We start from the raw sequence: 13,068 nt of genomic DNA, 5'->3' as shown, positions 1-13,068 counted from the left end.
CTTCCTGACCATCAGAGTTTCACGGATTTATAAAATGTTTCACGTGAAATAATTCATCTGATGATGAGGTTTTTAATTCTGTAATGTATTGTTTATCAGTTGTTTTTAAACGTTCTGATGAATGTGTAAATAAACAAAAAAGGAACATTTTTTCGTAAAGGCATTGTAATCAATTCAATAGAAGTGGGCTTGAAAAAAAGAAAAAATCAATGGGCTTTAGCCGAAACCTATATTTTAAACACGAATAACACAAATGAATGCACGAATTTTCACAAATTCATTTAAGATAGTTTGGAATAAAAAAAGCTGTACGTTTTGTACAGCTTTTCTATATCTATGTTCAATTGATCATTACGATTTTACTTCCTGAATAAACAGGTTGATTTCTGCTCTGATCAATAACTCATCATTATTAAAGGTTTCACAGAAGATATGGCAAATGTTCTCAAACTGTGAGATAAGAGATGCTTTGGAAATAATTTTGTCATTCACTTTTGGAAGGGCAAATATTTCAATCTTCTTGATATTGGTAATGAACCCGATTACTTTTGTATCGGCTTCAGGATTTTCAAAGAAGCTTTGTCCAAGGATAGATGAACAGGTTTGAGCCAGGTTTTCGATTAAGCCTGCCTCTGCGAATTCATTGTTGTGAACGAATATATTATCTTCTTTGATTTCAAAGGAAGTCACTACTTTTTCTTTGGTCAGTTCTAGGATATAGTCTGCCATCAGCATCGGTTCACGGTGCGGTAAAAAGTTGTGTATATTGATGATATTCTCTTCCTTTATCTCCATTTCAGTTTATTTTACAGCGGTTTTCATTTGAGATTTTGCAATCACTTTACCGTTTAGTTTCGTAACAATATCTACAAGAGTTACTCCCATTACTTCATTAAGAATAGTTACTTCAGATATCAGATGATCCCCTGTTTTAGGCAGGATTTCAGCCTCAAAAGATTTGATAGCACCAATATATCCGGTAGGTGCATCTTTTCCCAACAGATAATATTTATATCCTGTATGCAGGGCAACGCTCTGTGCCTGGTGCTCTATTAAGCCTGAAGCCTGGAATAAGCCGTCCTGAATGAAAAGGTTATCTTCTTTTATTTCAAAACCGGATAAAAGATGATTTTCAGAATATTCTGACAACTCGTGCACCATTACAAAAGGAAACCTTTGTGGGATAAGGCTTTCTACAAAATCTTTATCGGATGTCGGCAGTCTGTTTTCCATTAGCAAACAGTTAATAAAGCGCATGAATAAGCGAATCTTCCACTTTCAGGAACACAAAGAAGTACCTTTTCTCCTTTTTTCAAGGTTCCGGAATTCATCAGTTCTTCAAGAGCGATAAATATAGATCCTGCACCAATGTTTCCAACCTCGGAAAGGTTATAGAACCATTTTTCTGCAGGGAAGTCCATTCCTTTTTTAGCAAATTCTTCTTTCAGCCCATCTTTGAAGTAACCTGAAGAAATATGAGCCAATACGTGGTCAATTTTTTCCGGATCTAAATTGTGTTTGTCAAAAGATGATCTTAAACTTTCAGCTCCTTTTACCAGAATGTACTTATCAAGGATTTTAGTATCCTGTTTGATGGCAAAAATAGATTGCTTCAGCCATTCATCGGAAGGGTAATCCGCCCATGATTTCAGGCTTCCGTCTTCCAGTTTGTCACATCCGGCATACATACACGCTTCAATTTCGTGGGCATAAGAATAGAAATCAATGAATTCTACTTTTAAGGAAGTACTGTTTTCTCTCGGTTTATTTTCTAATAAGAAAGCACCTGCTCCGTCAGAAAGCATCCATCTCAGGAATTCTCTTTTGAAGGCAATGATAGGTCTTTCCTCCAGTAATTTTAAATTTTCAGCTTCGTGGTTGAACTTGTCAGCAGTCATCCATGCAGACATTCTTTCAGAACCTGCACATACTGCATTTTCCTGAACACCAGCTTTTACAGAAAGGAATCCATAGTTTAACGCATTCATCCCTGAATTACAAAGACCTGTTGAGGTATTAATCTCAATAGATTTTCCAATGTTCAGCTCACCATGTACCATAGAAGCGTGAGACGGCTGGATCTGGTCCGGTGAAGTAGTTCCTACGGATAATAATTTCATATCTTCCTTTTTGAAATTCTCATCAAAAAGTCCTTCAATTGCTTTTGCAGTAAGCTGCGCATTAGAGTGGGTGGGGTTTCCTTCTTTGTCTAAAGCGTAGTATCTTGTCGTGATTTTATTATTTCTTAGGATAAGTGATTTTGCTTTGGATGGCGCATCATTGATAAGCCCAAGATAAGTCTCCATTTCATCATTCGCTACCGGCTCATTGGGTAAGTATTTTGATGCTTTTGTTATAAATACGTCGTACATTCTATTTTAAATTAATTCCTTGTAAATATCTTTTTTGTTTTTGTCTTTTAAACCAAAATATAGGGGTTGTAAGCAGGTGTAAAACCAAAACGACAGGTGAGATAATCCATATCGCTGCCATCAAATATACCTTAAAGAATTTTATCAGCAATGGGCGTTTCTCTTTTTTCTTGATAATCAGGTTGGACCACACTGTAAAAATTTTGTTCCCCACCTTTTCTACGCGTACTAAAAAAGCGCGGATTTCAATCGCTCCGTTTTTCACAAGATCCGGTTGTAAATGAGTAAGGTCATTATTATTAAAATGTCTTTCAATAATCTCGCCATACTTTACCGAACCTAAGATTTCTTCATCGGAAACTCCTGCAGCAGGAAGCATTCCTGATTTTTCTTTCTGACCTGTGGTGAGCCATCGGAGAATTGTTAATACACTGGTATAATTGTCGTGTCTGTCTACCAAAGCGATGTTTCCTACCAGTTTAGCCTGTAAATCTCTTAAGTAAACCTTTAATTTTTCCTGGGAAAGCATCCACATATTTCTGGTTCCTGAGATCGTTACTACAGGTGTATTTTTAAGGATTTGCTTTGCATAATCACTCTTTAAGAAAGAAATAATAGGAATGGATGGTGTGAGATACCATACCTGATACCCAAACAGGATAAGGTCGTATTTTTTGTTCAGAATTTCTTCTGAAGGAGGAAGGATTTCTTTTGGAATCTGCAAATAAGACTCAGGAAAAGTGTTGAAAAAAACATCACCCGGCCAGGGAAAAGGAAAATCTTCCTTGAGCTGAATGTTGTAATACGTAATATCATAAGCCTCCTTTTTAGCTTCAAAAGGCTGGGCTATGTTTCTCACGATATCTTCGAGTTGTCCGGTTTGTGAATAATATATGACAAGTATATTTTTCTTCATTAGTTTTCTTTAGCGTTTACAAAAGTATGTTTTTCATATGTATTATTTAGTTTTAAATACTTTTAATGATTCGGAACTAAATTGTACTGTATAATTATCACTTTCAAATGAAGTGCTTTTTGTATTTACAAAAATGATTGTTTCAGGCAAATCCTGAATTTTATTCATGGTAAACTGTTCATCTGAAATCAAAAGAACATCAATCTTTTTATTAACTTCAGAAAGGTCTTTAATATACTGCAGCTTTCTTCTTTTTACCAGATAACTATGGGCAGCTGTTGCTCTTTTTTCATCATTTCGGATCAGAGAAAAAACTCTTCGGCTCGCCTGATATAAGGTTAATAAAGCATCTTTCTGTCCAAAATCATCAGCAATATGAAGAATATTGGCATCAGGAGAAATATGTTTATTCAGTTCGAAATATACTGATTTATTGGTATTAAAGTCTTCTTTTACTTCTTTTACCACTTCACTGTCTTTATACAGGTAGCTGAGGAATAATTTCTTTTTAAAATAATTCTCATCCTCAATTTCTTCACGCAGTCTGGCAAATTCTTCTCTGAAATAGGCATTGATCTTCTTTGTTCTCTCAGAATAGTTGGTGCCAAAGCTCATATCGTCTTTGCTTATTCTGTTGCCCACTTTTACCGTAATACTTCCGTCATAGATAATGAAATCTCCTTTCGGTAATACTTCAGAATTTCCATGGATATAAAGTGGGAGAATATCCAACCCGAATTGTTCAGCAAGATAAAATGCTCCTTTATGGAATCTTTTCACATCATTGGTATAAGAACGCTCTGCTTCCGGGAAAACTACCAGGGAATAGCCCTGGTCTACTTTCTCTTTCAGTTTATCCATTCCATTCTCGATTCCTTGTGAAACGGGATAAAAACCCAGCGCCCTTACCAGTTTTCCAAAAACAGGAGACTGATAAACCCAGTCATTCACCAGGTAAATGATTTTGTGGGTAGCCATTGCGATGGCCAGCGTATCCAGGAAAGAGGTATGATTGGCAATAATGACTGCAGGTTTGCTGAAATCCTCCGATGTATTTTTAATGACCTTCTTCTTTACAAATGGATTAGAATAAAGGACAGAAGTTAAAAACCTGGCTAAAATAAATTTGATAATATTCAATGCCGGGCCTTTGGAATTTTTCACAAAGAAGCTTCCGAATGCTGAAAATATAAGTCCTCCAAGTCCGTAATATAAAAATGAAAAGACTGAAATAAAAAATAATCTTAAGGTGATTGGAGAAAGTCCTTTTTTGGTTCGGTTGGTAATGAATAATCTGAACCAGAAAGGATATAGGGTAGAGGTGATCACAATGACAGAGAACATTCCTATCAAGGCTACCAACGCCAGAGAATGCAGTGCCGGGTGTTTGGCGAAAATCAGAGAGCCAATTGAAAGAATCGTAGTAAAAACGGCAAGAATAATTGAAATTCTATAGGTTGGTAATTCATTCTTTCCTGTGGTATGTTCTTTCTGCATAGCCTGAGTCAGGAAGATACTGAAGTCATCTCCAACTCCAAATACCAGCGTACACACTACGGTACTGAAAATATTTAATTCCAATCCAAGAAAATAAAGGATTCCTGCTGTAACTACTCCTGTTAAAACAATGGGAAACATCGTAAGAATTGTTAACTCAAAATTCCTGAAGAAAACAATGATCGTTAAAATGATGGCAAGAAGAGAATAATTAATCAATGTATTGAAATCTCTTTTCAGCAAACCAAGAAAATTTTCATTCATCTGCTGGCGGTCAATGGCAATAGCATCATGTTTCTTCTCAATATCCCTGATGAAAGTATCCCGTTTTTTTTCGTCCACTTTTACCACATTGGAAACCGTATAGAAACCATTTTCGTTGCTCATGAATTCTGAAATCTGAAGTGCTTTTACCTTTTGATAATCCTTCAGGCTCAACGCGGAGTAATTTTTACGCAAAGTTTCATTGAAGCTGTCAAATGCAGAACTGTTGAAACCGAATTTGTTCCCATTACTGATCAATTCAGAAGTAGTTTGATTTTTCTTCTGATCATTCCAGAAGCTATTCCATTTCTCTATCTTTTTCTGCTGATCCTTTTCTGAGAGTACTACACTTCCAATAGAGTTATAGCTTAAAATTTTGCCTTCTTTTTTCTCTTTTTCAAGAAAACTGCTTAATTCTGAATTTCGGGATAAGGCCTCTTCTTCAGAATTTCCATAAGAAATAGTATAGATAGACTTGGAAGTAATGTCTGAAAGTTTCTGAAGTTTTGCTTCGCTGATCTTTAATTCTTTTGGAATATAATTCAGATCACCGATGTCTTCATTAAAACCGACATGCCTGAAACCAAAAAGACAGGCAAGAATAATGACAGAGCATCCTATAATCAGAGGTTTGTTTTTCTCATATGGATAAGACCCGATCTTGTCAATAAAGTTGGTGTTGAGATGTTCTCCTTTTTCTTTTGGTTTATAAAGCTGAGGGACGATAATTAAAGCTGTGATTGAAGAAAGAATTACGGTAATAGCTGCAAAAAGGCCTAAGTCTTTCAATGCTTCCGAACGGACAAAAACCAGACATAAGAATGAAACGGCTGTCGTTGCACTACTTAGTATGATAGGCTGCGTAATTTCTTTGTAGAGCTCTTCAATATTATTGTTGTGCTTATAATGGGTAAGAATATGCAGGGCGTAATCAATGGTAATCCCAATCAGAATAGCTCCCACACTTAGTGAAATTGCCGAAATCTTATCTTTAATAAAATAAAGGACTAAGAGCGCAAGCAGAACTGAAAATACGGTAGGCAGAAAAACAATGACGGGGGTGAAAATATTTCTGAAATAATAAATGAGAAGGATTAAAAGAACCGTCATGGAAATCACCACAGTATTCTGAATATCTTTTTTAATCTGCTTCGCATTGGCCACTGCAATCACCGGAGAACCAAAATAGCTGATCTCTGTTTTTCCTTTGAATTGTTTGTTGATTCCGTCTTTGATGGAATTAAGCTGATCTACAAAGGCCTCATTGGCTTTCGTGTCATTACTTTTATTTTTAGGATCAATGAAAAGCAAGAGGTTCTTACCGTCTTTCGTTACAATATAGCTGTCTTCAAGTTTGAAGTCTTTACTGATGTTTAAAGCATTTAATTTTTTGATTCCCAAAAAAGTAAGCCCCAGAGGATCTTTTTTTATAAACTCTTTGGTAACAAGACTTGTGGGAGAAACCAATGATATATAATTATTTTCTACCTGTCTGGCAATGCTGTCTTTCTGAAGTTTCCTGTCAATTTCCTTATAGTCACTCTCATTAAGGAATAGAGGTAAATTCTGATTAACAAAATCAAAGGTTTCGGAGATTTCATTATCATTCACCTTACCCTGAACAGAACCGATGTATTTTTGTAAGGGTTCAATTTTTTTCAGGAAAGAATCTGCCGTTTCAGAAAGCTGGAAGCTGTCTTCGCCGGATTTGTTCTCTATAATAACAATAATCTTATCCGAAAAATTAAGCTGTTTCAGGACCTTTGCTGTAAGATCTGACTTTTCATTTTTAGGAATAATCTGATTGATGTCTTCCTCAAAATTGATCTTTGACGCAATGAAAATGCATAAAACGGCAATTCCAAGTGCTGTCAGTACAGATAGAATTTTATTTTTGGAAATCAGATAATATAAAAATATAAAAAAGCGATGCATTGCATTTAAATCAAGTCTGCAAATTTAATTTTTTAAGCATTAGTTCAAAATAGTTAGTGATAAGTTTTAACTGAAAATCAATAAAATATTCTAGGAAGAATGAAAAAATATTCTACTTTTGCAAAAGTTCCCTTTTGAAAAAATGTATTTTAAACCACCATTATTATTAAAAAAATAAGAATCTGTTTTAGATATGTTGAAAAGAAATGATGAAAAAATAAACGGATTTCTATTTGTAATAGTACTTCCGCTTCTGTTGTTTGCTATGTCTTATTACGGATTTGAATCTTCCTATACAAGACTGAAAACATCAGAAAAAACTCCCGATTTTTTATTCTCCTCGGTATATGCTTACAGAGTGATTCCTAATTATCTGAGTGTACAGATGACAGATCTGATGTATGCCCTGATCAACGGACCTCTTTCTTTCTTCAAAGATTTTTTGTCAAAAAACGGAACCCCTTTTTATCATGGGCTTTTCCTGATGAACAGTGTGTTCTTTATTTTGTGTTCTTTGATTTTGAATGCTATCTTCCGGATGAAATCAACAGGGCTTTTGTTGAACCTTCATGCAAGAAGGATTATTCACCTCCTGTCTGTGTTTTTTATTGTGATAACGCAGTATGCCCCTACAAACTGTGATACCATTGCACTCTTTTGTTATCTGTCAGGGGTATTTTTGACTCTGAAATATTTAGATACCAGAAAAAATGCTTTCTTTTTTATTCTTATTGGTCTTATTGGTATCTCTACTTTGGTGAGAGAAACGGCCTGCCTGAATATTGCTTTTTTTGCAGCAGTATTTTTCAATATAGATGACTTGAAGAAAGGAAATTATCAGGTAATCTGGAAAATTATACCACTTGTTGTTGCTTTTCTGATTCCTTATCTGGGATTGAGAGCCCTGCTTGTTCAGGATGAAACAACTTTTGTGGAAGGATTTTACATTAACAGGAACTTTTCCAGTCCTTTTAATCTTGCGGGACTGGCCTTTGCATTAATTGTGATTTATTTTATATATGGTCTCTGTACAGAAGAAGAAAACAAAAGTGTTTTTGGAAAGTATTTTTTCTTTTCCATTCCTTATCTTCTTATGATTACTTTAGTAGGACTTTTCTGGGAAGTGAGGCTTTTCCTGTCATTAATTCTGACCGGATTCATCACAGCATATCATCAGTTTAAAAAAACATCAGAGAGTTAGCATGAGTTTACTACATCCATATTATATAATTGCAATCGTCTACATGCTGTTTTTCAGTGTTCAGGAAGTGTATGGAAAGAAGGTTGATAAAAAATGGTTCTGGTTTCTTGCTATCTATTTTATTCTTATTGTCGGTTTCAGAGACAGCGTAGGTCCGGATTACGGAAGTTACAAAGGAATTTATATTTATTCTGATACCAAAAGCTACTACAGTATCTTTATGAAGATGCTCCATATGGAAGGGACGGAAACTCTGGACGTGGAATGGCTGTATACCTTGATTAATAAAGTCCTTCTCAATTTTTTTGATGCCCCTTTTTATATGCTGACACTGGTTATCGCTATTTTTGCGATGATCTTTAAAGTGGAATATACCGAAGACAATACTTTTTATCCCTTTACGTTTACCCTTTTCATGTTTATTCCCAACTTTTTTATCGGGGAAAGTGGACAGATCAGACAAAACCTGGGAACTTTTATCGTTTATTTTGCGATACGGTATATCAAAGAACGGAAGCTCTGGCATTACCTGTTTTTTATATTCATAGGATCGGGTATACACAGCGTTTGTTATTTATTCCTGCCGATGTATTGGCTGGCCCGCGTTCCGTTGAACAGAACGGTAATGCTGATTATGATTGTAGGTTCCGTCTTTTTATCTCCGTTTGAAATCTATAGGAGTTTTGGAGGTTTCTTAGATGGTATGGCCTCCAACAGTACACTTGTAGAAGGATTCAATGGATATATGGATGAAACGGTACAACGACTTAACGGAGGAATTGGAATCCCGGAGGTCATGATGGCTATCCTTACTTTCTTCCTTTTTGTTTTTGATAATAAGATGAAAGAACTGTATCCCTACTATGAATACCATAGAAACTATGCGGTGATTGGAATATGTCTTTATTTTATTTTTAGAAATAACCCTATCTTCTCATCCAGACTTGCAGGAGCGTTTATCGGGTTCTCGTACATTATTATTCCGAATGCAATGTATGTTGTTTCCGGTAGGGTTAAAAATATGATTTATGCATTTATAATTGCGCTTGTCGTCTTCAATTTTGTCGTTTTCTCTATGTTTAATAATATCACGGCTGGGCGGTTTTCGATTGATCGTTATCAAAACCATGTTCTTCCATAGAATTTTGAAAGTTAAAATATAAGGCAGCCTCAGGCTGTCTTTTTTTTTGTGTGAAAATTCCGTTAAGGTTTGTTTTGTTTATTGACTTTTATGTTAGTTTATTAATAACATAATTTATATATTGTGTTGTAATTTATAAAATAAATCACTTTTTGTTGAAGTGGGCTTAAAAATTGCATTTATTAATGACACTAAAACCTAAGGAATGAAAACATTAGCTGGAAAATTAGCGGCAGTCATCTGCCTGATATTATTTGGAATAAGTTCCAAAGGTAATATCATAGAAGATCTTCGCTCAGTTGGGCATATAAGAACAATATGGCATACTGAGAATAAAGACTCATTGAAAAGACCATTGAATGAATTAACTCCGTTGTTTGTTCCGGACTGGAAAAAAGCACCCAACAGTTACATCTTTGATCCCAGTCAGAACAGTGAAGGATTATTGGTTCCTGTAAAAAAAGCTTATGCTATGTGGGAAGGAGGCGGGTATCTTAATGGAAGTGGTATTCCGGCAGGGGCGGTAACAGCTGACGTTTTGTGGGAAGATGTTCATGGGCTTATAAAATCAGGAGTGAATTATACCCTTGAAATAACGGGAACCGGGCAGGAGGCCAAGATAAAAGTCCCTGTCAATAAAGCCAAGAAAGGAAATGCTGTGATAGCTCTCAAAGTAAACGGAGAGATCTATTGGAGCTGGCATATCTGGGTAACGGATGATCCTACCAATGGAGTTACCTATAAAAGTTTCAACAACGTCAAAAGAATGAAGTCTGACGGAACAACAGAGGTAATCCCGGACTCAGACTGGAAATGGATGGATAGAAATCTGGGAGCAATCACAAGTTCTATCACAGCCTCAGACTGGAACAGAAGTATCGGGCTTCTTTATCAATGGGGAAGGAAAGATCCTATTCCGCCTTTAGTAACAAGAGGAAATGATTTTTATGAGGCATCCGGATCTATAGGCAGGGTAAGACATCGAGGGGCAAAATATATGACTAATGCCGTAAGTATTGATGATTTCAGGAAATTTGTTCCGCTTTCCGCTGCAGAGGTTACCAATAATATCAGACTTTCTGTAAAAAATCCACTGAGTCTTATCTATGTTAATAAAGATGATAACTCAGGTCAGGCATACTACAATAATAACCTTAATCTTCCTGTTAATTGGTTTGGCAAATCAACAACTTTGCCCAATAACAGACTTTCAGAACTTAATCTGTGGTCTGATAATGCACAGGGAAAGATTGAAACCGTTTATAATACCGACGATAAAACAAAACCTTATAGAGATAAATCTCCTTATGATCCTTGCCCCAATGGGTGGCGTATCCCTTCTATGCTGGTAGCAAATCTGGCTTCACCCTCTTATGTAGATGATATCAGAATAGACTTTTCTCCTTTTGGAGTCAAAACCAATATGGCAAAAAATGTTTTTGAAACCAATAAATACCATATTATAAAACCTACTGACACAGGAGTTCCTGCCTTCATGACAGGATTTAGAATTTATCCTAATCTGGGCTTTGATCTTTCGGCGGTCGGTGGATATAATATGGGAATCTTTCCCGGAACCGGACAGCTTATCAGAGGAGCTCATTTAGGACAGTATAGTGATCAGCATCACATTGCATTGTGGACAGCTACTCTTACCCGGTTGTTCGATACTTCTCCTGCTGTTACCGTAAGAGGACTTTCCATGATTCCGGATAAAACACAACCTGATACTCCGGATGCCAATTATCCCAATATTAAAGGGCGTTTTTACTACTTTCCCATGTCCGGAATGTATACTTCAGATGCAAATGGCTGCAGATGTATCAAAGATCCGCTTTACACCATTAATGATTATGATTTTCCAACGGAATATCTGCCTGTAGCTACAGAGTACAAGGAAGGTCTCAATAATCCGAACACTTACCAGGTTGTTAAAAGCGAAACAGTTACGACCATTGAAATTCCGGTTAGTAAAGCATTCTCTGTACAAAGTCAATTACTGGATAATGCTGATATATTAAATCCTTCCAGTTTTAATAATTTAAAAGTGAATGTTCTCTGGACAACTAATACAGCTCTTATCGGGAAAATTTTAATGGTGAATCCGGCACCTTCATCACTACAGGATATCGGTAATTCTAAAATATCCATAGAAATTGCTCCTAATGAAAGTGGAAATGCTGTAGTAACATTGCATAATGGCAGTATATCTTCGCCTGTATATTGGAGCTGGCATATCTGGGTAACGGATTCTCCTGTAGGATCTTATTCCTATACTACGGAAACTCCGGCAGCCATTACAAATTACGTGAACTATGTCAATAAAGCCGATGTTGCATTGCAAACCGTTTTTATGGATCGTAATCTTGGGGCAACAGATGTTTTTCCCAACGTTGCCAATCCACAGGCACCGACAGCTGATGAACTGTTAAAAATACGTGCTGCTACAGGGATGCATTATCAATGGGGAAGGAAGGATCCTATTCCTCCATTCCAGTATGCGGATAACAGAAGTTTTTATAATGTATTTCTGGGGACTCCCGGTCCTAAAGGAACTGTTTCGTACATTACGCTTGATCAGTCTGACTATAATAATCTTTCAGGAAATTATATAGTACCTTATAACACTTATGCGTCGGCATCAAATGTACAGGTAACGGATAAGCCATCAGAAAAAATCTCCAAGATACTGTCTTATTCTGTGAAGAACCCTTTGGTATACATGATTCCAAGTACTTTCGCTCCCTATAACAGTACTACTCCCAATTATACCAACGGAACGGACTGGCTGGCACAGGAGCCTAATTTAGCTCCGGACAGATGGGGAAGAGGAGGTAAGAAATCTCCTTTTGATCCTTGTCCTGAAGGATGGAGAGTGCCGGATCTGACAAGTGTAGCTCTGGTTTCAGGTGCTGATTTCGGACAGACCCCATGGTATAAAAAAGATAAAAATGTAGCAACATCTTACAGTATTGCTACAGATTATTTAGGAATAAGAGTGAGGAATTCTGCCAATGCTACAGTAGGATATATCTTTAATAATCCCGCATATCTCATAGGGAATTACCCTGATTCCGGTTCAAGAGGATTCAGAAGTGTGACCGCCAATCAGACTGCGCAGGGAACTTTTAATACACTCAATTTCCAGTATCCTGCGGTATGGACGGCTGCTTTAAATTCAAACTACATTGGAAGATCTATTAATGTGCTGTTTGATGCAGCCTCTACAACCAACAGAATGATAGCCTTTCATGACAATAATGACCCTTACTTTGGAACAGGATGCCGATGTGTGAAAATAAAATATGATGCCAATGGTAATGAAGAAGGTCCTGCATCAGGAGCTTTGGTTGTGGCCAGCAGCTCCAGACTGATCAAAGAAACTGCGAAATCTACGGTGGTCAATAACAGGATTTCTATTTATCCGAGCCCTTTTTCCAGTGTTCTTTATATCAGAGCAGCAGAAAATAAAGAATATAATTTTCAGATATTTAATAGTCTGGGGCAACTTGTAAGATCAGGACGGTTTATCAACAACCAGACAGATCTTTCATCTTTAAGCACAGGAATTTATATAATAAGGATAAATAATTCCGAAGCGATTGTGAAAATTATAAAACAATAAATCTTACAATAGGTGCTAAAAAGCAGAATAAGGTCTCTTATTCTGCTTTTTTATAGGACACCATATTTTTTACATCTATTATGGCTGATGAAAATTTCTATATCAATCCATGCTGAT

General features: G+C 36.3%; 8 protein-coding genes. 3 read left to right on the top strand and 5 right to left on the bottom strand.

Annotation, left to right across the window (positions count from 1 at the left end; genetic code table 11):
• Positions 1-351: 351 nt before the first annotated feature.
• From FB551_RS20940 to FB551_RS20920, 5 genes are read right to left on the bottom strand one after another with little or no spacing between them, the layout of a single operon-like run.
• Positions 352-795 carry an ABC transporter permease gene (locus FB551_RS20940; RefSeq protein WP_079243425.1) on the bottom strand — a complete coding sequence of 148 codons (444 nt, stop codon included), beginning with the start codon at positions 793-795 and terminating at the stop codon, positions 352-354.
• Positions 796-801: 6 nt separating this feature from the next.
• On the bottom strand, positions 802-1,233 hold the full coding sequence (locus FB551_RS20935; protein ID WP_047429012.1) for a hypothetical protein: 432 nt from the start codon (positions 1,231-1,233) through the stop codon (positions 802-804).
• The gene (locus tag FB551_RS20930) at positions 1,233-2,372 is read right to left on the bottom strand and encodes a beta-ketoacyl-ACP synthase III (RefSeq protein ID WP_047424825.1); all 1,140 of its coding nucleotides are present in this window, start codon (positions 2,370-2,372) and stop codon (positions 1,233-1,235) included. Before FB551_RS20930 ends, FB551_RS20935 begins: the two co-directional genes overlap by 1 nt.
• Before the next feature lies 1 nt (position 2,373).
• Positions 2,374-3,288, bottom strand: coding sequence for a dialkylrecorsinol condensing enzyme DarA (locus tag FB551_RS20925; protein WP_142018813.1), 915 nt, complete (start codon positions 3,286-3,288; stop codon positions 2,374-2,376).
• A 42-nt stretch (positions 3,289-3,330) separates the two neighbouring features.
• Entirely contained in the window at positions 3,331-6,984 is a 3,654-nt protein-coding gene (locus FB551_RS20920) for an MMPL family transporter (protein WP_142018812.1), read from the bottom strand.
• 193 nt (positions 6,985-7,177) lie between these two features.
• On the opposite strand from FB551_RS20920, the gene FB551_RS20915 reads away from it, so the two are divergent.
• The 3 genes from FB551_RS20915 to FB551_RS20905 all read left to right on the top strand — a co-directional run bounded on the left by FB551_RS20915 (position 7,178) and on the right by FB551_RS20905 (position 12,951).
• Positions 7,178-8,185 carry a hypothetical protein gene (locus FB551_RS20915; protein ID WP_142018811.1) on the top strand — a complete coding sequence of 336 codons (1,008 nt, stop codon included), beginning with the start codon at positions 7,178-7,180 and terminating at the stop codon, positions 8,183-8,185.
• 1 nt (position 8,186) lies between these two features.
• The gene (locus FB551_RS20910) at positions 8,187-9,326 is read left to right on the top strand and encodes an EpsG family protein (protein ID WP_226798754.1); all 1,140 of its coding nucleotides are present in this window, start codon (positions 8,187-8,189) and stop codon (positions 9,324-9,326) included.
• 205 nt (positions 9,327-9,531) lie between these two features.
• Positions 9,532-12,951 carry a T9SS type A sorting domain-containing protein gene (locus FB551_RS20905; RefSeq protein ID WP_142018810.1) on the top strand — a complete coding sequence of 1,140 codons (3,420 nt, stop codon included), beginning with the start codon at positions 9,532-9,534 and terminating at the stop codon, positions 12,949-12,951.
• Positions 12,952-13,068 lie beyond the last annotated feature (117 nt).

Origin of the sequence: Chryseobacterium aquifrigidense, from assembly GCF_006716485.1 — a bacterium.
GTDB lineage: Bacteria > Bacteroidota > Bacteroidia > Flavobacteriales > Weeksellaceae > Chryseobacterium > Chryseobacterium vietnamense.
The sequence above is the reverse complement of the archived record's forward strand: the minus strand, read 5'-3'. Positions and strand labels throughout refer to the sequence as shown.

Coding starts and splice junctions, on each gene's coding strand:
- FB551_RS20905 (WP_142018810.1), top strand. CDS start 9,532: ATGAAAACATTAGCTGGAAAATTAGCGGCAGTCATCTGCCTGATATTA.
- FB551_RS20925 (WP_142018813.1), bottom strand. CDS start 3,288: ATGAAGAAAAATATACTTGTCATATATTATTCACAAACCGGACAACTC.
- FB551_RS20930 (WP_047424825.1), bottom strand. CDS start 2,372: ATGTACGACGTATTTATAACAAAAGCATCAAAATACTTACCCAATGAG.
- FB551_RS20910 (WP_226798754.1), top strand. CDS start 8,187: ATGAGTTTACTACATCCATATTATATAATTGCAATCGTCTACATGCTG.
- FB551_RS20920 (WP_142018812.1), bottom strand. CDS start 6,984: ATGCATCGCTTTTTTATATTTTTATATTATCTGATTTCCAAAAATAAA.
- FB551_RS20915 (WP_142018811.1), top strand. CDS start 7,178: ATGTTGAAAAGAAATGATGAAAAAATAAACGGATTTCTATTTGTAATA.
- FB551_RS20940 (WP_079243425.1), bottom strand. CDS start 795: ATGGAGATAAAGGAAGAGAATATCATCAATATACACAACTTTTTACCG.
- FB551_RS20935 (WP_047429012.1), bottom strand. CDS start 1,233: ATGGAAAACAGACTGCCGACATCCGATAAAGATTTTGTAGAAAGCCTT.